Source organism: Mucilaginibacter sp. P4_G9, from assembly GCF_056400985.1.
Window position 1 is genome coordinate 1 of sequence record NZ_JBFUKF010000034.1, and the last position, 25,567, is coordinate 25,567.

At 42.5% G+C, this 25,567-nt stretch carries 24 protein-coding genes; 15 read left to right on the forward strand and 9 right to left on the reverse strand.

Translation table 11 applies throughout. The features are described from left to right. Nucleotides 1-278 precede the first annotated feature (278 nt). The 4 genes from AC1DPZ_RS05495 to AC1DPZ_RS05510 all read right to left on the reverse strand — a co-directional run bounded on the left by AC1DPZ_RS05495 (nucleotide 279) and on the right by AC1DPZ_RS05510 (nucleotide 3,631). Entirely contained in the window at nucleotides 279-689 is a 411-nt protein-coding gene (locus AC1DPZ_RS05495; protein WP_477401804.1) for a hypothetical protein, read from the reverse strand. Nucleotides 690-946: 257 nt separating this feature from the next. Then, entirely contained in the window at nucleotides 947-2,230 is a 1,284-nt protein-coding gene (locus AC1DPZ_RS05500; RefSeq protein ID WP_477401806.1) for a hypothetical protein, read from the reverse strand. Nucleotides 2,231-2,456: 226 nt separating this feature from the next. After that, nucleotides 2,457-2,927 (reverse strand): DUF2321 domain-containing protein, encoded by a 471-nt coding sequence (locus AC1DPZ_RS05505; protein ID WP_477401807.1) that lies wholly within the window; start codon nucleotides 2,925-2,927, stop codon nucleotides 2,457-2,459. A gap of 374 nt (nucleotides 2,928-3,301) precedes the next feature. Then, complete coding sequence (locus AC1DPZ_RS05510; RefSeq protein WP_477401809.1) at nucleotides 3,302-3,631, reverse strand: hypothetical protein; 330 nt, start codon at nucleotides 3,629-3,631, stop codon at nucleotides 3,302-3,304. Between the two features lie 241 nt (nucleotides 3,632-3,872). Here AC1DPZ_RS05510 and AC1DPZ_RS05515 point away from each other — a divergent pair, with 241 nt between their 5' ends. Then, nucleotides 3,873-4,928, forward strand: coding sequence for a HAMP domain-containing protein (locus tag AC1DPZ_RS05515; RefSeq protein ID WP_477401811.1), 1,056 nt, complete (start codon nucleotides 3,873-3,875; stop codon nucleotides 4,926-4,928). A gap of 277 nt (nucleotides 4,929-5,205) precedes the next feature. Beyond that, nucleotides 5,206-5,943, forward strand: a complete 738-nt coding sequence (locus AC1DPZ_RS05520) for an EcsC family protein (RefSeq protein ID WP_477401812.1) — start codon at nucleotides 5,206-5,208, stop codon at nucleotides 5,941-5,943. Between the two features lie 334 nt (nucleotides 5,944-6,277). On the opposite strand, the gene AC1DPZ_RS05525 is transcribed toward AC1DPZ_RS05520, so the two are convergent. From AC1DPZ_RS05525 to AC1DPZ_RS05535, 3 genes are all read right to left on the reverse strand, one after another. Beyond that, entirely contained in the window at nucleotides 6,278-6,778 is a 501-nt protein-coding gene (locus AC1DPZ_RS05525; RefSeq protein WP_477401814.1) for a VOC family protein, read from the reverse strand. Between the two features lie 113 nt (nucleotides 6,779-6,891). Further along, nucleotides 6,892-8,415 (reverse strand): Gfo/Idh/MocA family protein, encoded by a 1,524-nt coding sequence (locus AC1DPZ_RS05530; protein ID WP_477401816.1) that lies wholly within the window; start codon nucleotides 8,413-8,415, stop codon nucleotides 6,892-6,894. Nucleotides 8,416-8,418: 3 nt separating this feature from the next. Next, a complete protein-coding gene (locus AC1DPZ_RS05535; RefSeq protein WP_477401818.1) occupies nucleotides 8,419-9,102 on the reverse strand; it encodes a 3-keto-disaccharide hydrolase in 684 nt (227 codons plus the stop codon). A gap of 569 nt (nucleotides 9,103-9,671) precedes the next feature. Between AC1DPZ_RS05535 and AC1DPZ_RS05540 the strand changes: the two genes are divergently transcribed. The 9 genes from AC1DPZ_RS05540 to AC1DPZ_RS05580 all read left to right on the forward strand — a co-directional run bounded on the left by AC1DPZ_RS05540 (nucleotide 9,672) and on the right by AC1DPZ_RS05580 (nucleotide 19,131). Further along, complete coding sequence (locus AC1DPZ_RS05540) at nucleotides 9,672-10,706, forward strand: sensor histidine kinase (protein ID WP_477401819.1); 1,035 nt, start codon at nucleotides 9,672-9,674, stop codon at nucleotides 10,704-10,706. Further along, a complete protein-coding gene (locus AC1DPZ_RS05545) occupies nucleotides 10,703-11,407 on the forward strand; it encodes a LytR/AlgR family response regulator transcription factor (RefSeq protein WP_477401821.1) in 705 nt (234 codons plus the stop codon). Before AC1DPZ_RS05540 ends, AC1DPZ_RS05545 begins: the two co-directional genes overlap by 4 nt. A gap of 194 nt (nucleotides 11,408-11,601) precedes the next feature. Then, nucleotides 11,602-14,403 (forward strand): TonB-dependent receptor, encoded by a 2,802-nt coding sequence (locus AC1DPZ_RS05550; protein WP_477401822.1) that lies wholly within the window; start codon nucleotides 11,602-11,604, stop codon nucleotides 14,401-14,403. After that, nucleotides 14,394-15,203 (forward strand): DUF4249 domain-containing protein, encoded by an 810-nt coding sequence (locus tag AC1DPZ_RS05555; RefSeq protein ID WP_477401824.1) that lies wholly within the window; start codon nucleotides 14,394-14,396, stop codon nucleotides 15,201-15,203. The genes AC1DPZ_RS05550 and AC1DPZ_RS05555 overlap by 10 nt, the downstream gene beginning before the upstream one ends. 580 nt (nucleotides 15,204-15,783) lie before the next feature. Beyond that, nucleotides 15,784-16,389, forward strand: a complete 606-nt coding sequence (locus tag AC1DPZ_RS05560; RefSeq protein ID WP_477401825.1) for a hypothetical protein — start codon at nucleotides 15,784-15,786, stop codon at nucleotides 16,387-16,389. A gap of 67 nt (nucleotides 16,390-16,456) precedes the next feature. After that, on the forward strand, nucleotides 16,457-16,978 hold the full coding sequence (locus AC1DPZ_RS05565) for a hypothetical protein (protein WP_477401826.1): 522 nt from the start codon (nucleotides 16,457-16,459) through the stop codon (nucleotides 16,976-16,978). 15 nt (nucleotides 16,979-16,993) lie between these two features. Next, the gene (locus AC1DPZ_RS05570) at nucleotides 16,994-17,656 is read left to right on the forward strand and encodes a hypothetical protein (protein WP_477401827.1); all 663 of its coding nucleotides are present in this window, start codon (nucleotides 16,994-16,996) and stop codon (nucleotides 17,654-17,656) included. Next, complete coding sequence (locus tag AC1DPZ_RS05575; RefSeq protein ID WP_477401828.1) at nucleotides 17,641-18,456, forward strand: sensor histidine kinase; 816 nt, start codon at nucleotides 17,641-17,643, stop codon at nucleotides 18,454-18,456. The genes AC1DPZ_RS05570 and AC1DPZ_RS05575 overlap by 16 nt, the downstream gene beginning before the upstream one ends. A gap of 6 nt (nucleotides 18,457-18,462) precedes the next feature. Next, nucleotides 18,463-19,131: a response regulator gene (locus AC1DPZ_RS05580; RefSeq protein WP_477401829.1), complete on the forward strand. Its 669-nt coding sequence runs from the start codon at nucleotides 18,463-18,465 to the stop codon at nucleotides 19,129-19,131. 74 nt (nucleotides 19,132-19,205) lie between these two features. Here the strand turns inward: AC1DPZ_RS05580 and AC1DPZ_RS05585 are convergent, their stop codons facing one another. Next, complete coding sequence (locus AC1DPZ_RS05585) at nucleotides 19,206-19,568, reverse strand: hypothetical protein (protein WP_477401830.1); 363 nt, start codon at nucleotides 19,566-19,568, stop codon at nucleotides 19,206-19,208. A 292-nt stretch (nucleotides 19,569-19,860) separates the two neighbouring features. Between AC1DPZ_RS05585 and AC1DPZ_RS05590 the strand changes: the two genes are divergently transcribed. The 4 genes from AC1DPZ_RS05590 (at nucleotide 19,861) to AC1DPZ_RS05605 (ending at nucleotide 24,171) form a co-directional block, all read left to right on the forward strand. After that, on the forward strand, nucleotides 19,861-20,652 hold the full coding sequence (locus AC1DPZ_RS05590) for a CHAD domain-containing protein (RefSeq protein ID WP_477401831.1): 792 nt from the start codon (nucleotides 19,861-19,863) through the stop codon (nucleotides 20,650-20,652). A 126-nt stretch (nucleotides 20,653-20,778) separates the two neighbouring features. Beyond that, nucleotides 20,779-21,459: a vWA domain-containing protein gene (locus AC1DPZ_RS05595; RefSeq protein ID WP_477401832.1), complete on the forward strand. Its 681-nt coding sequence runs from the start codon at nucleotides 20,779-20,781 to the stop codon at nucleotides 21,457-21,459. After that, entirely contained in the window at nucleotides 21,456-22,238 is a 783-nt protein-coding gene (locus AC1DPZ_RS05600; RefSeq protein WP_477401834.1) for a PP2C family serine/threonine-protein phosphatase, read from the forward strand. Before AC1DPZ_RS05595 ends, AC1DPZ_RS05600 begins: the two co-directional genes overlap by 4 nt. Beyond that, nucleotides 22,219-24,171 (forward strand): protein kinase domain-containing protein, encoded by a 1,953-nt coding sequence (locus tag AC1DPZ_RS05605; protein ID WP_477401835.1) that lies wholly within the window; start codon nucleotides 22,219-22,221, stop codon nucleotides 24,169-24,171. Before AC1DPZ_RS05600 ends, AC1DPZ_RS05605 begins: the two co-directional genes overlap by 20 nt. Before the next feature lie 25 nt (nucleotides 24,172-24,196). Here AC1DPZ_RS05605 and AC1DPZ_RS05610 read toward each other — a convergent pair whose 3' ends face one another. Then, the gene (locus AC1DPZ_RS05610) at nucleotides 24,197-25,300 is read right to left on the reverse strand and encodes an acyltransferase (RefSeq protein WP_477401836.1); all 1,104 of its coding nucleotides are present in this window, start codon (nucleotides 25,298-25,300) and stop codon (nucleotides 24,197-24,199) included. Between the last annotated feature and the right edge of the window lie 267 nt (nucleotides 25,301-25,567).

Here is a 25,567-nt window from a genome sequence, read left to right on the forward strand (position 1 = left end):
GTTATGCAGTTTTTGTGTTCAAATATTACTTTTTGTTTTACTGTATCATAAATTTGTTCAACCCTAATAGTAAAAATAGAAACCCAAACTTTTTCACTTCCATAGTATTGAACGGCCTTCACCCCCGCTAAATTTATAATTACGGCTCATACGCTAAAAATACAAAATCCCGGATGAAACTTACATTCGGGATTTGCATATTTAATACCTTGCATGCGGGCCACAAGGCTGGAGCCTTGCGGCAGCGATCAAAGCCCTTGCGGTAGCTGGGGGAAGAGTTAATTAATTCTTTTAGCTGTCTCCATTTGCCAGTTAGTATATTCAAATTCAACTCCGGCTTGGCCTTGAATGGTTGGAATGGCAACAAATGTTACAGGAAAGACAAACGTTTCATAATCAAATACCGAAATCCATTCATCATCATGCCATACGGCCATGGATTCGAGCGCCTGTTCAACAGAATTATATTCTGCACTACCGTACATGTCAGATCCTTTTATAATTAAAGTTATAGTTGGTTGAACCATTTCATCTGTCACATTTTTTGTACTGATTATTGGTCTTTGCCAGGTCTCGTCCTGTCCCAGAACCGTTTCTTCGGCCAATGCCCATTCCCATATCGGATATTCTAAGACATCATCCAACGTTATGTCATCTAAAGATTTTGCTTTTCCAGTTGTGTAGCTCATTCCGTTTTGTTTACAATTTCCAATATACTAATTCTACGATCATTAATGCAAATCTTTGCGAGTCGCCTGAGAATAGAGTTAAATGTCTGTGAAGAGAGAGCCGAAAAGTCAGCCACCACACTGCCCCAACATACAAGACTTGCGCCAAGGGGGGCCACGTATTTATCTTTTTTAAGCCCCACTTAGCGCAAGTCTTGTGTGCCGGAAATGCCCCCTGTCTTGTCCTAAAATAGGGTGAAGAGCACATTTACTCAATCCTATTCAATATTGTCTATACGTTGGGATAGTATAGCTAAATGTTCGTCATGTGTTGTCAAATGGGTATCATGGGCATTGATGTGGGTATCATGGGCACACAAGTGAGTATCCACCGAAATAAGGCTTTGTTGAATGGCCTGAATGGTTTCGATATTGTTCGTAAGAACGTTTAAGGTGGCTTGTTGATTGGCTAAAATAGTATTTAACAGCACTCCATAATTAACCAGCACATCATTGGACCTTTCCAAGTACGAAATGATATTGTTAACCTTTTCCGTATCGCTACCAAGACTTTTAATATTGTCTATCATAGTCTGGTATTGTGAAAGAAAGTCAAGATTGATCATGTTTGAGCTTTTGTCCTCATTTGGTATTTGTAGTAATTCAGCGAAATGATCTTCAAACTCTTGGGGCTTATAAACCGTTGTTAGAATGCCTAATTTATTATATACAGCCTTTGTTTTATAAATAGTCCGTTCATCATTTGTAATGTAGTAGTCACATAATGACGCAAACGCAGCGTGAAATCCATCATCAATTGTATTGCGCATTGTGTCGTTGTTCTTTTCAGTTACCTTAATCTTGTCCTGCCGATAGCCATGCATATCAAGCGTGAGATAATTATTCGTTATATCTGCAAACCATTGAGGACCGTGATCGCTTTTCATCCCAGAAGGGTTCATTATTGGTGCAAATTCTTTAAATAAGCTTGCGTGAATATCTTCAATAGACTTAAAGGGTTCCTTTGTAATGAACTGATTTGGCTTAATACTTAATCTGCCTTGAAAATCGTCCCGGAATGACTTATATGCATCTGTTTCAGTAAGTTTTCTATAACGTTGCCAACCTCGATTGATCAGGTCTGCCAAGGTTGACTCTTTTGTTATCCCTGGTAGAATGTTATTAACAAAAGCGGCTGACTCTGACTCGGATAGAGCTTCCAAGATCCCCACCGGCAGCGGTGAGTTTAGACAACCGATCAACGCATCATAGGCATCAGTTCCTTGTTGAACGTGACTTTTCAAAACTCCACAAAGATCGTCGGTATCAAATATTTCTCTTTCGTTAAGTCTTTCTTCGTAAAGATCAATTGGTGACCGTTCACTTATTGTGACTTCGCCCAATTCTATATAAGCACAATTACCATCTGTTAAGTCATAGATATAGTCGAGGTCAGAATATATTAATTCTTTGCGTTTCTCGCTTCCATCGTCGCCAACAATTAAATCGCTGATATGAGAAGTAGAGTATATAACAGAAAAGGTATCCTTTAACTCTTTCAATAAGCAAAGTTTACGGTTTGCCCCCGTTTTCAAGGATGGAATTACGTTTAAATCAATGTATAGCTTTATCATCTTTTCAGTTAAGGCTTCAGCAAGGCGGTCAGCCAGGATTTCTAAATCAGTTCTCGTACTATTTAGCGCTACTTTATCTGCAAGTGCGGGACTATATTGCTTTAAGGCATACTTGCATCCTATCCGTAAATAGCTAAAGTCCTGATTGATTATATTAACCCCATATTGACTTCTTCACACTCTCGCTTACTACATCGACTAATATATCTTTTAATCCCGAAGCGATCTCTTTTCCAGCTTTTGCTGCATAATTTTTAAATTTCACGATTGCTAATGAACTTTTTGGGCCGCCCTCTATAAGATTACCGACACTTACTTTAAGGTCACCCTTGTCTACATCGTTCAGGTTTTCAGAAAACTGAATAAGTTCAAAAGCAGCTTCCTGCGCTGTAGAAGTCCATGGATAAGGTTTGCCACATGAGTCACAAAACGATGGTGGGCGGTATGGCGTTAAGTCTATTCCAACTCCATCATATTTTCCTTTTATCGAAGCTGCACAAGAAGGACATGATGTTATCGATTTAGCGCCACATTTATCACAAAATGTTTTGTTAAACTGCGGATATTTATCGAAAAATGAATTAATTGGATGGCCATTCAGGCAAACCTGTGCAATACTATACATCTGTGATTCGGTTTAAATTATGGAACGAAGATAAAGTAAAATTTTATTATTCTCCAATCTGTGAGCCGCCTGCGGATTGAGCGAGGGTCTGTGAAGAGACAGCCGCAAAGCAGCGGCTTCACGGATTGCTCACAATGGCTTGAAGACATCCTGCCTTTTCGGCCAAAAGTCCCCCTTTGCGCAAGCCTTGTATGCTGGGGCAGTGTGGCAGCTGACAAAAGTTCTGTACAGATCCGCTCTGCAAAGCCTGCGATTGCTTCGTACCTCCAATGACATGGGACATATAAGCACAATAGATACAAACTGATAATCAACCACTTGCAATAACGCCGTTATAAGACACGAAGCAATACCGGCTGAATATATAAATTTATCTACCATTCTTCCCGCCACTCTTCCGTTACATCTCCATCATAAAATAAGCCTGCTGCTTCGGCTGCTTTTTGAATGTATTCGGCCAGGTCTTCGCGCTCCATGGTGTCAATAAAGTAGTCAAGGTCTATATTAAGTTTGTCAAATGCTTTTACCACCGCTTCAATGGCTTTCCAAATGGCGTGTTCGTTTGTGGCTTTTTGTAATGCATCCAGGTAGTTATCTATCAGCTTATCGCTTTCAATAATAATCTCCTCGGTAAAAAACGCACTGCCGTCATCCATTTGTTCTTTCCAGTTTATTGTAGGTCGTGGTATTTGTATCGGCTCCATAAGGCTTAAATTATATTTCTAATATACAGTGATTACCAATACTTATGCAAAATAAAATCGGGGGCAGCAAATAAAGTGGGGAATTTTTTGCCGGGATAACACAAAGTGCAGCCGGGGGAGTTATTTTATCGGGCAAACGATTTATAAATGCCCCTATAAACAGCACATATTTTTAATTATCTTTACTTAAAATCCTTCTGCTGCCTAAATTAGGGTTACGTTTTAAATACATTTAATAGCTATGAAAATCAAAAATAAACTACTGTTTGGATTTGGCCTGTTATTCTTCGTAGTGCTTATTTTTGGCCTTGTTTCTATATATTACATCAAGGTGATATCAGAAACCTCCAGCATTACTTTGAAGGATAACTATGCAACATTAAAATTCACCCGGCAAATGCGCGCCGTTTTAGATGAAAATGATTTGCCCCTACCCCCGCAGGCAGCTAAAACTTTTGATGAGGTGTTAAAAAAACAGGAAAACAATATCACCGAACCTGGTGAAAGCGCGGCAACAGGCAACCTGCGCAAAGCCTTCGGCTTACTTACCGACTCTTCGCTGGCTTTAAATCAAAAACAACAGGCCGAGCGGGATGCGCGCTTACAGCTGAAAAACATAGAAGGCTTAAATATGCATGCCATTGAGCTTAAAAATAATTATACCCATTCAACTGTAGATAAGTCGGCCTTTTTTCTGGGGAGCATGGTATTTATCACCTTTTTAATTCTTTTTATTTTAATTGTCAATTTTCCGGGCTTTATACTTAATCCGCTGCAGCAACTGGAAAACGGCCTGCTGCAGGTGAGCCAAAAAAGATATAATACCAGGCTGTTTTTTAAAACAAGCGATGAGTTTACGAGTTTAGCCGAGGAATTTAATACCATGGTGACCAACCTTAGCGAACTGGAAAATGCCAACCTTTCGCAATTAATAGCGGCCGAATTGCGGATAAAGTTACTGATAGAAGAAATGCCCGGGGCGGTAATAGGGCTTAATGAAAAACAGGAAATATTGTTTATTAACCAGGTGGCGAAAAATATATTAAACCTGGGCAACAAGTCGGTTACCGGCCAATCTGTGGCCGAGTTATCAAAAAGCAACAAATTGCTTAAATTGATACTGGAGAATAGGGATACCGAAAACCCTTTTAAAGCCAACCTGTTCGATAAAGCCTCGCATTTTCAACAAAAAACACTTGAAATTGTGGTACCCAATTTAAACCCCGACATGGATGGCCTGGCGATTGCAGGTTACTCTGCCGGCACTATTTTGGTTTTTAAAGAGGTAAAGGCTTAGTGTTGTGTTACGATTGAATTGACGTTAGGCTTTAGTTGAAAGCCTTAAGTTCGAAGTCAAATTATCACAATCAACTGACAATCAGTTCTATGTCATTGCGAGGAACGAAGCAATCGCATACTATACAGAGCGGACCTGCACAGTTCGCGATTGCCGCGCTGCGCTCGCAATGACATCCAACCCTTAGCGCAAGGTGTGTATTAGCTTTTGGCTTTGTGCATTATGCTTTTAGCTTTTATTTAATAACCCTCCTACAACTAAAAGTAATGTTAACCCTATGACCGCCTACGAAGAAAAAGCTTATTTACTATTAAACGACTGGCAGCAAAAGATGCAAAAGAAACCATCTTTTACCAACCGGATAGCGAAGGGTATACAGAATAGGATCAACAATTTTATACCCGAAAAGGTTCACAAGGTAATAACAGTAACTATCGAAAAAATGGTTAAGGCAGTGCTTTTCGGGGCTAAATACACAACCACCCAAAAGCTTGCTACCGATGCTTCCCTTCGGTTAAGAGAAAGTTATATAAAACGGCAAATAAACTTTTATCAAAAAACTGCCACTGTTGAAGGGGCCGTTACAGGCGCAGGAGGCATACTAATGGGATTTGCTGAGTTCCCTATCCTTATTGGTATTAAAATGAAATTGCTTTTTAATATTGCGGCTTTATATGGTTTTGATGTAATGGATTATAAAGAAAGGCTATATATACTTTACATTTTCCAGCTTACCTATTCCAGTCAGCAACGGCGAAACGAGATTTACCATTTATTACAAAACTGGGAAGGCTACAGCGTTCTGCTGCCTGCCCACGCTGATGAGTTTGACTGGCGCACTTTTCAGCAGGAATACCGCGACTATATCGACCTTGCAAAAATGGCCCAGCTAATACCCTTAATTGGAGCTGCTGTAGGCGCCATTGCCAACTACCAGCTAATAGCCCAATTAGGCGAAACCGCCATGAACTGCTATAGAATGCGCATGCTGAAACCGGGGAAAATAGAGAATTAGGGGGCTTGTTTCCACACGTCATTGAGTACCACCAGGGTAATCCTGTAAAAAAGGAGATGACGTGTTTACTTATGCGAGTAATTGGCCTGTCACCCTGAGTAATCTTTATTTGGTTCCAAATAATCGCATTGAAAATGACATTTTTTCAATACTGATAATCAGCAAGTTATAGACTTGTCATTGGCAGCCTGTCGAAGGGTCGCGCGCAGAGGCCTTCACCCACTATGCTTCGACAGGCTCAGCATGACAGCCTTTTTTAACAATCATTCTACCTCTCACAACGAGAAGTACCTTCAAATTCATATTGATAATCAACTACTTACAAAAGCATTACCTATTTCGTAGTAATCGTACCCATTTTGGCATATTCCACATCATTGGGTTCCCAAAGTTCAATCTTATTGCCTTCCGGATCCATTAGATGGACAAAATTACCATAACTCACTCTTTCTACCGAATCTGTAGGTAAGATCCCGGAGGCTTTCAGTTTGATGAGCAACGCGTCCAGCTGTTCAACCCGGTAATTGATCATGAATTGCTTTTCTGATGGCTGGAAATACTTGGTCGTTTCTTTAAATGGCGCCCATAGCGTAAAGCCTTTTTTCGTACTGTCAATACCCTGGTGCCATTCGAAGTTGGTGCCACTTCCCACCATACGCATACCCAGGTTTTTTTCATACCAGGCTTTTAGTACCGCCGGGTTTTTGGCCTTAAAGAAGATTCCGCCGAGCCCTGTTACACGCGGACCGGCAATAGGTTGACGGGTTAATTGACTGAAGCCGTAGCCCAACAAAAAAGCAACCGACAATAAAGCGACGAGTGTGATTTTTTTCATCAGTAATAATTTTATTATTAAAGATAGTTAAATAATGTGCCGTTTAGCGCAAGTTATGTGTACCGGAAATGCGGGTAGATAGCTTGTGATTTTAAAAATCTTTTTCATCCCCCCTACAGCTTCAACTCCCCCCACCCCTGCCGGTACGCCCGGCGGATGTACTGGTTGGCGGGTTCAAAGTTGGTAACCTTCATATTTTCGCCGTCCCAGGTTAAGCCGGTGTAGCGGCCGCTGAATTTGTAGCCTTCCATGTTGCCGTAAACGGGGTCGTTGCGTTTTATTTTTTCGCGCAGGTTAAAGGTGCGTAGCAGCAGGTTGCCCATCAGTACAGTCTCGGTAAGCGGCCCGGCGTAACCCACAAATGGCGAGTCGACCTCCATTTTGCCGTAACCGGCTATGCTGGCATCAATCCATTGCCACCAGTGGCCATCCATACCGCCGGGTACCCGCGCGTATTTCTCGGGAACATGTACATCCTTATTCAAAGCAAGCGGCAATAACCGGGGGTGGCTCCCTCCCCATCCGCATGAAACCTTGCCTTTGGTGCCTATAAACAGCGTACAACCCTCAAAATCATTTTCACCGGGCACATCGCCAAGGGCTTCGTTCATATTTAAAGCAGGGTCAAGCTCTGCAAGGCGTTCGGGTGTAATGCCGCCGTCCATCCAATACAAATCGAGGTCCTTACCGCTTTGCTGTTTAAATTTAAATTTGATGGAGCTTGATACAGGGCCGCTTTCGGGGTAAATACCTTCCTTAAAAATGCCCTGGTAAACCGTGCTGGCACTACCCGATACTTCGGTTGGGTAACCCAGGCCCAGCAGCTTAAACGGCGGCCCCATAATGTGGCAGCCCATATCACCCAGTGCGCCGGTGCCAAACTCCCACCAGCCCCGCCAGTTAAAGGGCACCAGGTTATCAATATAATTGGTTTGTTTGGCGGTACCCAGCCACAGGTCCCACTTCAGCTCTTTAGGTACGGGCGGACTTGCCTTTGGCCAGGCTATGCCCTGCGGCCACACGGGGCGGTCTGTCCAGCAGTATACTTTTTCAATGTCACCAATCAGGCCGGCTTCAAACCATTCGCGCATGGCACGCATGCCATCGCATGATGCACCCTGGTCGCCCATTTGGGTAACCACCTGGTATTTTTCTGATGCCTGGGTTAATATCCGGGCTTCGTAAATATCGTGTGTTAAGGGCTTTTGAAGATATAGGTGTTTTTTAAGCTGCATGGCGCTTAAGCCTACCGGCGCGTGGTTATGATCGGGTATGGCTACGGTAACGGCATCAAAGTTTTTGTGCTGTTTATCAAACAGTTCGCGCCAGTCGTGGTAATAAGGCGCCTTCGGGAATTCCTTGCGGCGCGGGGCTGCCTGCCGGTCGTCAACATCGCACAAAAAAGCAATAACGGCATTCTTTTTAGGGGTACCTGCCAGGTGGCGAATATCATTTTCACCCTCGCCGCCGCAGCCTATGGCTGCAATGTACAGCTTGTCGCTTGGTGCGGTGTAGCCTTTGCCGCCCAGCACAAAACGGGGTACAATATAAAATCCTGCAGTGGCTATGGCCGCTTTTTTTATAAAATCGGCCCGGCTTATGCCGTTGGTACCGGTTGTTTCCTCAGCTTTTTCCATAAGTTATTTACGCAGCGGTTTAACAGATACCTCCTTAAAAAAAACTACATCATCATCGCCATGGTTTTGTATGCCGATATAACCTTCATTAGGGCGGACGCCGCGATAGGGCTCAAAATCAAATTTGCGTGCCGGCGTTGGGTCGCCCTCTTTATAATCAGTCACTTTTTGGCCGTTCACGTATACAATAGTGCGCGGGCCGTCCAATGTTATCTCCATGGTGTTCCATTGCGGCCCCGGTTTGCCCGGCTTGGCCAATGGTTTGGTTAACGAGTACAAAGCGCCGGTAATGTGGTAATCATCCTCCTTTGATGTTTCGGGGTGATTGTCTATTTGTACCTCGTAGCCATAAAATACCGGCATCCACTCCTCMCTCGGTTCCAGCGGAATGCGGATAAAAACCCCGGCATTACTGTTAAACTTTTGCATTTTGTAAACCACCCGGATGGTGCAATTACTGAACTTTTGTTTGGTATAGTATAACAAGCCCATCCCTCCATGACTGCCGGTTACGCCATCCTTTACATACCGGCTGCCCTTGCCTACCTGTTTCCAGCCGTTAAGGTCTTTACCGTTAAAAAGTTGTCGCCAGCCATCCTTGCTTTGCGCATAGGTATTGCTTGTGGTAAATAAAAAAAATACAGATAAACATGCCGCCAGGCATTGTTGCAGGTGCTTTTTGATCATGGCAGATGGGAATAGATGGTTTATAATTGGTAATACTAATTTAGAAATATTTATTTGATAACAAACGGCTTTATCAGCTAACGGCAATACAGGGGATAATAGAAACGGGCGATTAAGAAATATGTTTGCTAACCGATTTTTCTCCGGCCTCAGCCGATACAAATAAAAAAGGCCGAAAAACTCTCGCAGTTTGTCGGCCTCTACATCTACCTATGAAAAACAATCCTTTTGAGAAGGATATTAAGTTAAATTCAAATGCAGTGCCAACTATTAAATACTGGTTAAAACGCATAAAACGGCACTTAATATTAATTTAATTATTGGTTTGTGGAAATAATTCCACTTTAATCGTGTAATAATGACTCAGGTTGCAATTGGCAGACCGTTTGACGGCGAACGACCTGATAATAAGCAATTTTGCGGGATTGACTTTATATTAGCGATAAGCCTGCACTCGCAAACCGCAGGCTTCAATTTAATAGCCTCTAAAACACGTCCTTCGTCGGCACAATTAAGCTCCTCGTCTATTCTATTTAACACAAGGCTTAAATGCGGTTACCTTAGCTTATATGTTCAACCGCATAAAACCGGCACTTGTTATCGAGGTATGTATTCACCTATTATTTTGGGCACTTATTATCGGTACACCTATCATTTCCCGACCAGATATGCGTGGGATGCCGCAGCATTTGTTCTCGCCGGCACGTATCATCACCTTTAACCTGGTACTGGCAGCCGAGTTTTACCTCAATGCTTTTTTATTGATCCCCAGGTTGTTAAAAAAGAATGCCTGGCTGTACTTTTTATCATTATTAGCGTCATTTGTGGTATTTAATGTATTGCTTTTATACATGCGACCACATTTCCCGATGCACGAGTTCAGGGGATTGGCCGGTCATATATCGCCGCCAAGGCCTAACTTTATCCTGTTCCCGTTATTATCCGTTACCGCGGGCAGCTTTGCCTACCATTACCTGGCCGATCAGTTTAAGGCAATGGACAAAAAGAAGGATATCACCAATGCCTCGCTCCTGTCCGAACTTGCTTTTTTGCGGTCGCAGATCAGTCCGCACTTTATATTTAATGTAATAAACAGCGCAGTTGCGCTTTCACGTTTAAATCCTTCGGCAGTTGAGCCTACGCTGATACAATTATCCAAATTATTACGTTACATGCTGTATGTTACTGATGCCGAAATGGTAACGGTACAAAAAAAAGAGGATTACCTGCGCAGTTATATCGAACTGCAGCAGCTGCGCTTTGGCGACCAGGTGAAAATATATTTCCATTCGGAGATAAAAGCGCCTGATAAAACCATTGAGCCTATGCTGCTGATCCCTTTTGTGGAGAACGCTTTTAAACACGGAACCGGCGACATAGCCAACCCCGATATAGCGGTAACCCTTATAGCCGATGAACAAACCCTGCGGTTTAGCGTGCAAAACGTTTACAATGTTACAGAAGAGCAAAAAGATAATGACAGCGGCATTGGCTTAACCAATGTTAAAAGGCGGCTTGAGCTGCTTTACCCCGATAAACATAATTTATATATCAATAAAAACGAGCAAACCTATATTGTTATGCTGCAACTTGAACTTAAATGATGCGATGCCTTATTATTGATGATGAGCCCCTGGCGCTCGATTTGCTGGAGGACAATTTAAAACATGTGCATAGGATACAGGTGGCTGGCCGCTGCCGTAACGCAGGCGAGGCCATCCTTGCCATGCAAAAAGAGCATATCGACCTGATTTTCTGCGATATATACATGCCTGGCATCAATGGTTTACAGCTTGTCAAGAGTCTTACCAACCGCCCTATGGTGATATTTGTAACCGCCTATGAAAAATTTGCCCTTGAGGGCTTCGAGCTGGATGTAATTGATTACCTGGTGAAACCCGTACCGCTGGACAGATTTTTAAAAGCCTGCCACAAAGCAATTGATCTGTTTGAGCTTCGCCGAAGCTACCTGCCACAGCCTGTAGTTAAAAACTATTTCTTTTTGCATGCCGACTACAACCTCATTAAAATAAGCTTCGACCATGTGGAGTATATTGAGGGATTGAAAGATTATGTTAAGATCCATTTTACCAACCAGCAAAAGCCGGTATTATCGCGCATCAGCCTCAAAGCGGTTGAACTGCAGCTACCTGCCGATCAGTTTTTCCGCGTACACAAATCATTCCTGGTAAACCTGCAGCATGTATCCCAGCTGCGCAGGGCCCGTATCAAGCTCATTAATACCGAAGTACCCTTAAGCGATAGCTACCGCGATGTAATTAACCGGATGATTGGGAAGGTTTAATTGATGGTGAGTTGTGAATAGTGAATGGTTTGTCTATTTAAGAAAATAAACTATTCATCACTCGCCACTCACTATTCACAACTCACCACACTACACAATCCCCCTCTTTATCTACACAAGCCCTGCCAATGTCGCTTTTATTTTAGGGCATTAAAAATAGGGTGCAATTTCGGCACAAAGAAAATACACCCCTGATGAAGAGATTTTCCTTATTGTTATTTATTAGTATCGGTTTAGATCATTCGGCCGTACAGGCGCAGCAAACGCAAAAAAAATTGAAAGACATCATTGTTAACCATTTTTTTGCCTGCCCGCTCGATCAGCTGTTTGATACCCTGGCCATGAACTACCAGGTACGTATTGTGTTTGACCGCGAACCACTGAACGCCATGGATGTGGTGGAGCATTTTTTTGAAGAGCCGCTTAAAGATGTAATAAAACAGGTTTGTAAAGAAAATGACCTGAAATACTGGATAGAATCTAACGGCACCATTTACATCCTCCAGAATACCGACGACCTGGCAAGGCTTAAAAAACTTAACCAGCTATCATTGCAAGCTGCCAACGCCAAAATAAAACGCCATAAGCGCGATGATGATGAAGACGAGCCCAAATTGGTACCCCAGCACTTTATGGTGAGCATTAACGGGCGGGTGATTGACCAGTTAACCGGCGAGTCGCTCCCTTCTGCCACCGTTCGGGTCCGCAACACCGATCTGAATACCATGACTAATGCCGAAGGTTATTTTACCTTTCTCAGGGTGCCATCCGATACCTGCATTGTTGAGGTATCATATGCCGGTTATCAAACAGATTTTTTCAGGCTCAGCAGCGAAAAGATCAATTCAACCCTTATCTGCGGCATGTACTCATCATTAAACACCTTAAATGAAGTTAGCATCACCGGTAAAAAAAGCGGGGTAATGAATACCGATAGCAGGCAGGTGGGTGTATTACAGCTTTCGCCGGCCAACCTGGATAAACTACCAACCATGGGCGATAAAGACATCCTTCGGGCATTTCAGCTGATGCCGGGGGTAAGTGGCACCAATGAATCATCTTCGGGAGCTTATGTTCGGGGCGGTACGCCCGACCAGAACCTGGTACTACTGGATGGCTTTACCATTTACCAGGTAGATCATCTTTATGGTTTCTTCAGCGCCTTTAATGCCAGCGCGGTAAAGGATGTACAGCTATACAAAGGCGGCTTTACCTCCAAATACGGCGGCAGGCTATCAAGCGTTACCGAAATTAATGGCAAGGAAGGTAACAAGAACGAAACCAATATGGGTGTAGATCTGAGTCTGCTGAGCGCGAGCGGCTTCCTGGAAACCCCGCTATCAGATAAATCATCCCTGCTGCTGGCCATCAGGCGATCATACCAGGGACCTTTTTACAATAAAATATTTAACCAGTTTAACCAAACTACTACCTTCCAGGGCGGTGGTGGAAGTGGCCGCGGCCGGGGCGGACCTGGCGGTGGCTTTGCCAACCAGGTGACGCCAAGCTCGTTCTTTTACGATGCCAATGCCAAGTACACTTACAACATCAGTCAAAAAGATAAGGTTTCTGTAAGCTATTACTCGGGTACCGATAAGACCGACAACAGCCGCGACCTGGGCCTGCCGCCGGGTTTATCATCATCGGGTGCCGGTATTGGTATTACCGATTATACCAAATATGGCAACCTGGGCAGCAGCATCAAATGGTTCAGACAATGGAATAAAAAGCTGTATTCCAATAATTACATCACCTACTCCTCCTATTTTAATGATCGTAACCGGGGCAGTTCGGGCGGATCATTGCTGGATAGTAACGGGATAGCGCATACCTTTAGCAACAATACTATCGAAAACAATAACCTGAAGGATGTTGGCTATAAATCTGAATGGGAATGGCAGGCCAGCAACACTTATAAATTGCTGTTTGGCGGATTTATTTCTTATAAGAAGATAGATTACGAATACACCCAGAATGATACCAGCAAGCTGATAAATCAGCATAACAATGCCACACTGGAGGGAGTATATGCCGAGCTCGCTATCGACCCAAATAACAAGCTGCATTTACAACCAGGTTTACGCGCCAGCTATTACGGCCCTACAGCAAAACCTTATTTTGAACCTCGCCTATTGGCCAGTTATAACCTTACCGATAGGTTCACCGTGAAGGGGGCCACGGGCCAGTTTTACCAGTTTGAAAACCAGGTGATCCGCGAGGATATACTGGCCGGCGACCGTAATTTTTGGGTGCTATCCAACAACAGTAATATCCCGGTAGGCAGGGCAAGGCATTTTATAGGTGGTGTGAGCTATGAAACCGACGAATTTTTGATAAGCGTTGAAGGTTATTATAAAACTCTGAGCGGCCTTACCCAATATACGGTAAGGCAAACCCAAACAGGCGGCCGCTTCATTAATCCAAACACCACCCAAACCGTAACCGAAGATTTTTACCAGGGCACAGGCCGTGCCAAAGGTATTGAAGTGCTGGTACAAAAAAAGATGGGTAATTATACCGGCTGGATAAGTTACACCCTGGCTAAGGCCCAAAACAAATTCAGCGCCTTTGGTGATTATTATTACGATGCCAACCAGGATGTGAGGCATGAGTTTAAATCAATCAACATGTACCACTACGACAGGTGGAACTTCGCGGCCACATTCCTGTTCAGTACAGGCAGACCGTATACTGCCCCCCTATCAACCTACACCATTAAAACGGCCGATGGCAACAGCACAACGTACCTCAATATCAGCGACAAAAACGGTGAGCGCTTGCCAGCCTATCACCGTTTGGATATGTCGGTATCTTACGACCTGCTGAAGATAGACGGGCATAAGATAGGCTCCATAGGCCTCTCATTTTTTAATGTTTACAACCATACCAATACCTGGTACCGCGAGTACCAGATGCAAAACAACCAGGTGATAACCACCAACGTTAATTACCTGGGCTTTACCCCCAACCTAACTTTAAGTTTAAGATGGAAATAAAAACATACACCCGCCATATAATATTAAGTTTAATAACAGGCCTGTTTCTGCTGGCATCCTGCAAAAAAAATCAGTCGGATATATTAGCTACCAACAAACCTGTGGTTGAAGCCTACCTTATACCCGGCCAAACATTAAGCGTAAAGGTTTACCAGCAAAAAGATCTTGCCGACACAGCAACGTATGGGGTCGCACTTACCGGATTAAGCATCAGTGTATCTGACGGCAGCCAGCGTGTTAAACTTACCGAGTCGGCAAGCGGCACCTATTCCTATGCCAGCTCATCGTTTGTAACCAGTGGTAAAACCTATACTATGCAGTTTAATTATGATAATGTGACCATCAGCGCCAGCACGGTAATGCCCGGCAAGCCGCAGAATTTCGCCATATCGGATAGCATTTTTCATGTACCCAGCGCTATCAACCCGCTTTATGCCGATGTGGTAAGGGCAACCATCAGTTGGTCCAACCCCGATTCATTATACCACCTGCTGGTATTTAAAAACCTTGATAACGACCCCTATTATATATCGTACATCCGTAGTAATAACAGGCCCAGCTTCCAGATCAATACGGAACAGGCCTCTTATTACAACCTTCTGCAATCGTCATTTAACTATTACGGCCATTACCAGGTGATCCTCATGCGGGTAAATAAAGAATATATCGATATCCTCACCACCAATATATCGCGCAATTCGCAGACCCTGGTTAACGAACCTACCAACGTTATTAACGGACTGGGCATTTTTACCGCCATGCAAACGGATACTTTGAATTTGAGGGTTACTACGCAGTAAGTACCTCATTTATCTTTTTGGATTTACCGTGGTTAACAACTACTGTTATGTTAATCGTGTAATGACGGATAGTCTTTAGCCGAAAGTCTTAAGTTCTAAATAAAAAAATAAATCTACCTTTTGGCTCAAGACTTCTGTTTATAACGTGTTTACTATATTAAAGAAAAAACAGTAAATCGATATTAAAGATTTACATATGAAATCACCTTATTTAATATAGCAACTTTTATTTACTTATTTCGTACAACCCCCCGAAGAACTATTTCTTAATAATTAAGAAAAGTTCTTTATTTGTATAAACCAAAGTTATAATGTAAACCCAACTATTTTTTTACTTATTGTAATTAAAGTTGTTTGCGCTGTTTTAAAACTCCCTTATAAACAGCGTCTCACACGCCTGAAGTCTGCTTTTTATTTTATAAAAGCAGGTAAAAATACCTGTTTCCAAAAAGGGGATTTTTTACTCATGCCCTGGCGCAGTCAGTTAAATATATTTGTATTAATAGTTAAGAAATATTAAAATAAGTTATAAGTTTAAAAACCAATTACAACAAGTATTAAACACCTAAATTATTAAAAAATGGGACAATTCGCTTCGGTTACAAACTTAACTATGCCCGAGATTGTGGCATTGGTTGTGCAATCAGTTAAAGATACCACATTGGCGCTTTCTGATTTAAATGTTATTATACAAGGGCTTACCCCCCGTTCATCTGACGCACCACCACCAACGTATTCTGACCTGGAGCTGGCAGTACCGGCTGCGATTTTAGCTGCGGAGAGCGATTCAACTTTTATTTTTAATGGACTATTTCCAACCATTACACTCCCCTCTTCGTCGCAGGATGCCGGTGTGGTATTAGGCTATAATGTAAACGGAAATATTCAGGCTTTAACAACGCAAATAACGGCCGACCTGATTAACTGGGGCATCCAGGTCCCGGCCGATGATGTTGCTTTAATAGCCGCCTGCATACAAGGCCAGGTTGATAACAGCGACCTTACACCATCAACAACATATGGGCAGGTAAATATTGCTGATAGTAACCAGCTTGATGAAATTTTAGGCTGGGTAGCATCTTTTGGTGTGTTCCGCACCGGTTACAATCCCGATGGTACCATTAACCAGGCTGTTATTTACAGCTTTTGTGCAGCTGTTGGCGTACCCGAAGTTGTAACAATTTAAATCGCATAATACTATTATACTTTAAACCAGTTAACTTAAAATACAAACCTAAAAAAACATTATTGTCATGAATAACATCGAAAGTACAACCTCAGGTCAAAGTGCTGTCAGCAGCAGATCATCATTATCCGATAAACCCCGTATTCCGTTGGCCGAGGCAGTATCAAGAGCCGAAAACTGGCGTAACCTGGTTGTTAATTTGCCTGCAGAAAATACATCAAATGCTTCGGGAACAAATAATGGAATAGATGTATCCAAACAACGCATTTTTAGAGCTATTAATATTAACATTACCGATGTAAAGGATCTGATGGAAGACCATCCGCAAGCTAAATCAATCAGGCTTTATTTAAGTTTGCAGGATCCCGACTATCCTTACCAGATCACCGGTATGCTGGTGCCGGTTGATGCCAACAACCATGATATGCTAACCAAAAAATCGGTGAGTGAAGGTTTAATAAGCGAGGGTGAGATAGTAAATAGCGCAAGTGAGTCAACCATTTACGATTTTACACAGCCTTGCCCGGCCTTGTGCGATACAGCAAGCCCGCTATTTAACAGCACCAATAGCTTAGAAAATTACATATAAACTAATAAGCATATTATGCCTTCAGCCAAATTTATCTTTGTGGGCTTAATTGTTCCGGTTTCCGTTTTAATCCCTATCAGTTTCGCCGTTTTTAAATACAAGCATGCTGATAGGGCGCTTTTGCTCATCTTTTATTATTTATTACTGGATGGTTTGACTAATCTGCTGGCAGCTTTTCTTGCCGATAGAAAGATAAATAATCTTCCGTTGTTGCACATATTTACCATATTGGAATTTTTGCTGCTTTCATTTTTCTATATAAAAATTTTAAAGGAGGCATTGATTCGTAAAATCATCTGGTTTTTAATGGTGATATTTCCGCTGATCTGTATCATAAATTTTACTTTTTTCCAAAGCATTTTTCGTTTTAATACCTACACCAGGCCCTTAGAGGTGTTGGTGGTTATGGCCTATAGTCTGGCTTATTTTGCCCAGATAAATGAAGCAGACAACGAAAAAAGCTGGAGCAGCAACCCCTTAAACTGGATCAATACAGGGGTACTTTTGTATTTTTCGGGAGCATTGTTTGTGTATTCCTTTTCTAATTTAACTGTTGCCTACATTGTAAGCCCCAAATATTTCTTACTTAATCTGTTAATATGGAATATACATGCCGCCTTGCTGCTGGCTATGTATYTTTTGTTTTCGTGGGGATTTTATATATGCAGAAAGACGTAGGCGAAAATATTTATGTGCTGGTAATTATGTGTACTGGAGGTATTGCCTTATTGGTGATATCATTTGTTATTTTGTTTATACGTAATCAAAACAAGCTGCTGCAACAGCGGGAAAGTTTGCACCATGCTGCTATGGATCATCAAAAAAATCTGCTCCATGCTGTAATACACTCCCAGGAAGAGGAAAGAAAACGCATTGGCCGGGATCTGCATGATGAAGTTGGCGGTTCGTTATCAAACCTAAGAATGCTGATTAACCGGCTGAATAATAATGATGTTGCTGAAAATGATGTGCTGCAGGCGGGGTTTTATAAGCAGCTGATAGATAAGATCATTGAAAATGTGCGTAACATATCTCATAATCTTTCGCCGCCGGGCCTTGAGTTGTTTGGATTTTCGGAAGCGTTGGAAGAAATGAGGGACGTTATAAGTAAGGGACACGATTCGCTTATTTCTATAACCAACCATGCGGCCATGTCAACAGATACTTTACCTAAACACGTTGCACTGGCCCTGATAAGAGTATTGCAGGAATTGGTTACCAATACCCTAAAGCATTCCGGGGCTAATTATATAGGTATATCACTTTTCATGAAGAACAATTTGCTATCTATTCATTATACCGATAATGGCATTGGTTATAATATGGATGATAAAAAATTAAAAAAAGGCATGGGCATGCAAAATATCGAGAGCAGGCTCATGATGATCAATGCAAGGTATTCGGTTAAAACACGCGCCGGTGAAGGTTTTTCGATGTTTATTTACCTTGATCCCCAAAAAGACATCGGCCCTAATTAATATGATATGAAAAAGATCCGTATTGTTGTTGCTGATGATCAGACCCTGTTCCTGGAAGGGCTGGTTAATTTATTGAGCACCAATCCCGAATTTGAGTTGGTTGGTCATGCCGAAAATGGACGCGTTTTGCTTGAGCAGCTTAAAAACCAGGCTACACTGCCCGATATTGCACTGATAGACATGAATATGCCTATCATGAACGGGGTTGAACTGAATGCCGTTTTACATCATAAATATCCTTCGATAAAAGTTATTGTACTATCGGTGCATGGCGAAGAGCGGTATATGAGTAAAATGATTGAAGCCGGGGCATGTGGCTATCTCAAAAAAAATTGCGAAGCACATGAGCTCTTTCAAACAATCATCAATACCCACCAACTGGGTTTCTATTTTAACAGGGAAGCTGTTAATGCCATGAGGAACGCGGCCCATCATCGGAAAGCAGGTATTCAAAATCTAAATAATATTCCTATATCATTAACCGAAAGGGAATCGTTGATATTAAGAATGATCTGCGACGAATTAACTAATACCGAAATAGCAGACAAGCTATTTATCAGCAGCCGTACTGTTGATGGGCACCGTACCAATTTACTCGCAAAAATTGGCTGCAAAAACACGGCAGGTCTGGTCATATTTGCTATCAAATACGGCGTTTTTGAAGTGGAGTTTTAAATTTCTGAACCCTCTTATTTTCTAAGCAACTATTAAATATAAATCAAGGGTGTTTGTAAGAGAAGCTATGAACATTAATTAGCTGCCCGACTCAACGTATAATGTACCCTGGAGCCATTCAAAATAATATTCATGCCAATGGAGTCAGCATAAACAATACCGTTATGAGGAATATCCCGCCCATTCACAGTAACCTTAAAATGCAGCCCGCTGCTATCCAGTTTCCCTTCCTGGATCRGGAACTCGCCGAGCTTACTTTTGGCCGTACCGGCAACGGAATCGCCAAACAAGGTAAAATTATAGGTTAAGGGATATACCGTGTTATCGGCAGTCATCAGCTTACCAGTCCATGTGCCTGGGAGGTGCGGTAGGGTGACGGAAAGTAAGATTACAAGGCAGGCAATGGCTTTAACAGCAATAAGTATGGTCCTTTTCATCAATTGCGATTGGTTAGGTTGTTATCAATAGTTTAACACCTACAAAAATAACATTCACCGTTTAATATGCAATCCGTGTTTTCACGGTATTTGTACCCGTCAAAAAAGGTTTTGTTTTCAATCGCCCCATTTGTTATAGGTTTATTGCAATTAAAAGCAGCAAGCGTCTTCAAGTATACAGCTGTTTTTAGTATATTACATTTATATTAATTAATTTCACATAAATTGCTATAATTATATTGTAAATCAATGCATTGACTTTAAGCTTTGTGCATACTGCTTTATTATTGTTATGAAGAAAAAGGAAGAAATAAAGTACATTGATAAAGAATGGAAGGACATGAAAACCAGCCTTGAGTTGTATTTAAGTAACGAAAGGCCGGAAGACCTGCATCATTTCAGGGTACAGGTTAAAAAATTACGCGCCTTTTTTATATTATCGGATAGCGCAAAACGTCATCCCCAGTTAGCCAAACACTTTTTACCTGTGCGTAAAATTTTTAAACAGGCTGGTGAGATCAGGAACGCTTATATAAACCTGGAATTGGCTAAAACTTATAAAATAGATAACCAGGAATTTTTAAACAACCAGCAGTTGCTATTTGATGAAGCTAACAAAAAATTTAAAGCGAATGCAGGCTCGTATTTAAAGAAGCTCAAAGATTCGCATCAAACGCTTAAAAGAAAAATAAAACCCATCAGCGATTGGCATATCAACCAGTTTTACCTGCATCAGCTACATACAATTGCGGGCTTGCTTACCATACCCGAGTTTGACGATCGGTTACATGATTCCCGTAAGCAGATAAAAATTTTAATCCACAATCATAAAATAGCCCATACAGCACTGCATACAGGTATAAACGGCGACTATTTGGACGAGGTGCAAATAGCCATAGGCGACTGGCACGATAATGTGCTGGCAGCAGAGCTGTTGGCCGGTGATAAAGCAAAAAGCAACATTGCGCTTAACAAATTAAAAAAGCAGCTTGTAAAGCTTAAAAATAAGGTAACCGATGTCATCACAGATTTTTATAACCGGGCAACAATTGTGGTTGACTTACCTGTTGAACAAATAAGCTAAAAGTCAAGGAAGCATACGATCTCCTTTCGCAATAAAAAACTTAGTACTCTTCCCAAAACCAAGGCTCACCCCTGCTGGTTTCCAATTTTTCGTAATTTAGCGTTTTATAAAAAACAGAAATATTATATGAGTATGGATGAATATGTTTCGTTTGAACAGATCCCCTTTGGTTCGGATGATTTCGCCAACAACCCCGAGTCGAGATGCCCTTGCCTGTTGCTGTTGGATACCTCTGGCTCTATGGGTGGGATGCCCATACAGCAACTAAACGAAGGTGTATTAACCCTCAAAAACGAACTGGTGCAGGATCCTTTAGCATCAAAAAGAGTGGAGGTAGCTATTGTTACCTTTGGGCCGGTTAACCTGCAGTCTGACTTTACTACCGTTGATAACTTTTTCCCCCAAACCCTTACCGCCGAGGGTGATACCCCTATTGGCGCTGCCATTACCATGGGAATTGATATGATTGACCAACGTAAACAAGTGTATAAGGAGAATGGCGTGGGCTATTATAAACCGTGGATCATCCTGATCACGGACGGCGCTCCTACTGATAGTTGGTCGCACGCGGCGCAGCTGATCAAAGAAGGGGAAGAAAAGAACGCCTTTGCCTTTTTTGCTATTGGTGTAGAGGGTGCAAGCATGGATACGCTGAGCAAGCTATCTGTTCGCAGCCCTATCAAATTAAAAGGACTGATGTTCAGGGAGTTTTTCCTGTGGCTATCCTCTTCTATGAAAATGGTATCGAGTAAAAATCCGGGCACTCCAACCAAATTACTGCCGCCATCGGGCTGGGGAGAGGTATGATCTGGAAGGTGATTGCACAAAGCGTTATCGGTACATCACACATCGCGACAGGAAAAACCTGCGAGGATGCAGTGCATTTCAGCCTGGCAGAATTGCCGGGAGCTGATGAGGCCCTCATCTGTTTTGTGAGCGATGGCGCCGGCAGCGCCGCCTATGCCGCCGAAGCAGCTGCTTTAGCTGTACAACAGGCTACAGACATTATGCACAACTGGATCCTGGCTGAAAAGCACGTAGACGACGCCACTTTAATTGAACTTGCCGAAACGATATATGACCGGCTGGACGCGCTGGCGACAGAAAGGGAAGCGCTACTTAATGAATTTTCATGCACGCTGCTGGGCTTTGTGATACTGCCCCAAAAGGCTTGCTTTATGCAGATAGGCGACGGCGCTATTGTACGCAATGATGGCAGCGGTTATTTTACACACCTGTGGTGGCCGCATAATGGCGAGTACCAGAATACCACTACTTTTTTGATAGATGACCCGAACCTGCGGAACCTGAAAACCAAAGTAATAAACGAAAGCATTACCGAGGTAGCCATTTTTACCGATGGCTTGCAGATGCTGGCCCTGAACAATGAAACCGAAACCGTTCACCAGCCATTTTTGAACGACCTGTTCAAAGTGCTGCGGATGGCAGAGAGCCCGGAACACATAGAGATCCTGAACAATAAATTATCCGGTTACTTAGCCGGCGATACCATTAACAGCCGCACCGATGATGATAAAACATTGCTGCTGGCCACCCGATTAACACATGGCAAACCAGGCATATAAGGGAGCTACAGAGACCCCTTACCTGGCAGGCCGCCAGATTGGCGAGGGCGGTGAAGGCACTATACACGAAGTACAGGGCAACCCGGCGCTGGTGCTTAAAGTGTACAAAGAAGCCGTTGACCGCGACAAGGCGGAAAAACTGCTGCACATGGCCTCCATAACCGATGCCGAACTGACCAAATTTGCGGCCTGGCCTTTGGATGTGATCCGGGATGGCGGGGGCAGGGTATCGGGCTTTGTAATGAAAAAGTTGCTGGGCTTTGTTCCACTGCACATGCTGTTTAGCCCTATGGACCGTAAAAAACTGTTCCCCGATAAGGGCTATAACTTTTTGGTGCATGTGGCCCGTAACCTGGCTACAGCCTTTCACAAAATACATCAGCTGGGTATAGTGGTAGGCGATATCAATGAAGCCAATATATTAGTGAACGGAACCGGTATGGTTGCGCTGATAGATTGCGACTCGTTCCAGGTAAAAAACGGTAAGCGTTACCATTTTTGCGAAGTGGGCATCCCAAGGTATACTCCGCCCGAATTACTGCAGATGCGATCATTTGAGAACGTGGTGCGCACGATAAATACAGACAGTTTTTCTTTAGCAACCCTCATTTTCCAGCTGTTGTTTATGGGGAGAGCGCCTTTTACAGGGGTTAACCGCAGTAAAGAGGATTTTGAGGAAGACCAGGCAATCCGGCAAAAAGAGTTTGCCTACTCGCTGCACAAAGCCAATAAGAAACTGACACCAGCACCCAACAGTTTAAACCTGAAGGATTTTACACCAGGTCTTATCAACTCTTTTCATGCCGCATTTGATGGCACAACACCCAGGCCCACACCAAGACAATGGGTGGTCGATCTGGAAGAACTGAACAGGGAAATGATCAATTGCAACCGCTCACGGCTGCATTATTATTCAAAAACTATGCAGCAATGCCCCTGGTGCGCATTCAGGGACAGGGCCGGGATAGTTTATTTTATGGAGGATAACCACCTGAAGGGTATCCCCGAATTACAGGATATTGAACAATTTGTGAATGGTTTTAAGCTGGAAAACCTGGAAATAAGGAAACTGGCAGACACCTATACTTCCGGCACGATAAAGGCCGCCCCCGTGGAGCAAAAGTTTAAAACCCTCGCTTACATCAATATAACCATACAAATCATTACTTTACTGGTTACATTAAGTGTTAGCATGACGGAGAGCTGGTGGTTTGCTTTTGCAGGAGCATTATTCCTTTTGCTGTATAACACCATGGCGCCTGCCCAAAAACAACTTAAGACCGAACTCAAAAGCAGGAAAGCCAATCATGAAATCTTAAAAAACAAGTTCCAGGCGCTGGTAAAAAAGCACAACCAGCCAACCGAGCTAAACCGCTATAATCAATCGGCAAAAAAGCTGACTGACCTTATTACAGCCTTCCGATCGTTACCGGCAGATTTCGCGGCTAAAAAAAGGATGATCGAGGAAAAATATTATAATATCAAATACCAGGTATACCTGCTGCAATTTGATATCCATAACTACCCTATCCCCTCCTTTGGTGCGGCGAAAAAGCAGCTAATCTTAACCAACGGGATCCGCACAGCGGCAGATATGTATAAACTAAAAACCCATAAGATAAGCGGCATCGGCCCCAAAAACATCCAGGTGCTGCTGGATTGGCAAAGGCAAATGGGGTCTGGTTTTACTTATACACCAGATACCGAAGCAATTGACCGGGAGATTAATTTTATAGCCAACGAGATCTACATCAAAAAACGCAAACTGGAAAACGACATTAAAGCCGAATACAAGGGATTGGCAACACTCAGAACAAGTATCATCACCGGCACCGGGTTATTGGAGCGGCAGTATGTGCAGCTCGGCACAAAGCTATACCAATCGCAGGTTGATCTTGAGGCTTTTGAAAAGATTGCAGGAAAATGGTTTTAATACTACTTAACTGTGCTTCCTCCTTCTACCCTATAACATGTTTAACCAGGGGCAATTTGCTCATGGCGTAAATCAACAGCCACGATAACAGGAAGCACAATAAAGCTACCAGCGGAATACTTAATATGGGGGTAAAAAGTGTATAATTAATGTCGGCCAACTCAAGCAAGGTCAATATTAGGGCATGGCTAAGGTAGATGCCCAGTGTATATTTCCCAGCATTATCGAAGATGCGCCTGATTGCCGGGTTTAATTTGATCACTGTATATTTTGCTATTAAAAACGCACATACCGAAAGTATCACTATAAATGGCCCAATGGGTTCATAAAAAAATGTGCTTAGTTCATGATCCTTTACCTGCAGGTAATAAGTTCCCCAGGAAATTAAAACAACAAAACCAATAAATAACAAACCGGCAATAACCGGTAAAGCACGCAATTTAAAGCGTTTGTAAGTGAGGTAATGCCCCAACACCAGGTAACCTATATAACCCGTAAAATTATGAAGATCAACAGCTGTGTTAAAAACACTTAGGTATGGAGTGCTTAACAGCATAGCTAAAAACCAGATAGACAGGAAGTATAGCAGTTCCTTTTCGGTAGCATTACGTACAAATTTGCCCAAAACCGGAATAAACAGGTACAAACCTATCAACAGGTACACATACCATAAATGATAAAAGCTACCGGTTTGTAACTGCTGTAATACCAGTTTAAGATCGGCGCCAATATTGCCGTTAAACGCAATCTCTTCGTTATATAATTTGTAGCCTATATAAACCAGGCTCCAGAAGATAAATGGCAGGATGAGCCGGCCGATACGCTTTTTTAAAAAACCACCTAACTCATATTCCCGGTGGAGTAATAATGCACCGGTTATCATCACAAAAACCGGTACCGAAAAGCGCACCAATGCGTTGTAAATATCGCCAACAAGCCAATTCTGTAAAGGGGTGCCTTTATATGCAAAAAGCAATGGCGAAGCCGTATGTAACACAATAACAGCAAACATAGCTATCAGCCGTAAATTATTTATCCAGTTAATGTTTTGCTCTTTATGTTGCAAAACGGCCTCGCTAAATTTCATCGGATAAACATATGCAATATTTTGTTTGAGCGGATATTTCATTTTTATTTTGCAGGTCCACTTTGTAATTATTACTCTTTCCTATTCATCATACTAAAAGTCTTTTCCCTCTCCCACTTTAAAAATCCAAATTTTACTATAGCTTAATTTTTATATAACATAAAACGAGGCTGGATCATAACCATGATCCAGCCTCGTTTTATAGTGATTATACTCCTGCGCTAATATTGTTTTGTAAACTATAATTCGACGTCAGCGACTTTGATTAGCGTAAGTATTTTTAAGGTTTAACTGTATTTGCAATCATAG

Bases quoted from the DNA above. Each gene is read 5' to 3' on its own strand.
- AC1DPZ_RS05495 (WP_477401804.1), bottom strand. From the start codon at position 689: ATGAGCTACACAACTGGAAAAGCAAAATCTTTAGATGACATAACGTTG.
- AC1DPZ_RS05505 (WP_477401807.1), bottom strand. From the start codon at position 2,927: ATGTATAGTATTGCACAGGTTTGCCTGAATGGCCATCCAATTAATTCA.
- AC1DPZ_RS05510 (WP_477401809.1), bottom strand. From the start codon at position 3,631: ATGGAGCCGATACAAATACCACGACCTACAATAAACTGGAAAGAACAA.
- AC1DPZ_RS05515 (WP_477401811.1), top strand. From the start codon at position 3,873: ATGAAAATCAAAAATAAACTACTGTTTGGATTTGGCCTGTTATTCTTC.
- AC1DPZ_RS05520 (WP_477401812.1), top strand. From the start codon at position 5,206: ATGACCGCCTACGAAGAAAAAGCTTATTTACTATTAAACGACTGGCAG.
- AC1DPZ_RS05525 (WP_477401814.1), bottom strand. From the start codon at position 6,778: ATGAAAAAAATCACACTCGTCGCTTTATTGTCGGTTGCTTTTTTGTTG.
- AC1DPZ_RS05530 (WP_477401816.1), bottom strand. From the start codon at position 8,415: ATGGAAAAAGCTGAGGAAACAACCGGTACCAACGGCATAAGCCGGGCC.
- AC1DPZ_RS05540 (WP_477401819.1), top strand. From the start codon at position 9,672: ATGTTCAACCGCATAAAACCGGCACTTGTTATCGAGGTATGTATTCAC.
- AC1DPZ_RS05545 (WP_477401821.1), top strand. From the start codon at position 10,703: ATGATGCGATGCCTTATTATTGATGATGAGCCCCTGGCGCTCGATTTG.
- AC1DPZ_RS05550 (WP_477401822.1), top strand. From the start codon at position 11,602: ATGAAGAGATTTTCCTTATTGTTATTTATTAGTATCGGTTTAGATCAT.
- AC1DPZ_RS05555 (WP_477401824.1), top strand. From the start codon at position 14,394: ATGGAAATAAAAACATACACCCGCCATATAATATTAAGTTTAATAACA.
- AC1DPZ_RS05560 (WP_477401825.1), top strand. From the start codon at position 15,784: ATGGGACAATTCGCTTCGGTTACAAACTTAACTATGCCCGAGATTGTG.
- AC1DPZ_RS05565 (WP_477401826.1), top strand. From the start codon at position 16,457: ATGAATAACATCGAAAGTACAACCTCAGGTCAAAGTGCTGTCAGCAGC.
- AC1DPZ_RS05575 (WP_477401828.1), top strand. From the start codon at position 17,641: ATGCAGAAAGACGTAGGCGAAAATATTTATGTGCTGGTAATTATGTGT.
- AC1DPZ_RS05580 (WP_477401829.1), top strand. From the start codon at position 18,463: ATGAAAAAGATCCGTATTGTTGTTGCTGATGATCAGACCCTGTTCCTG.
- AC1DPZ_RS05590 (WP_477401831.1), top strand. From the start codon at position 19,861: ATGAAGAAAAAGGAAGAAATAAAGTACATTGATAAAGAATGGAAGGAC.
- AC1DPZ_RS05595 (WP_477401832.1), top strand. From the start codon at position 20,779: ATGAGTATGGATGAATATGTTTCGTTTGAACAGATCCCCTTTGGTTCG.
- AC1DPZ_RS05600 (WP_477401834.1), top strand. From the start codon at position 21,456: ATGATCTGGAAGGTGATTGCACAAAGCGTTATCGGTACATCACACATC.
- AC1DPZ_RS05605 (WP_477401835.1), top strand. From the start codon at position 22,219: ATGGCAAACCAGGCATATAAGGGAGCTACAGAGACCCCTTACCTGGCA.
- AC1DPZ_RS05610 (WP_477401836.1), bottom strand. From the start codon at position 25,300: ATGAAATATCCGCTCAAACAAAATATTGCATATGTTTATCCGATGAAA.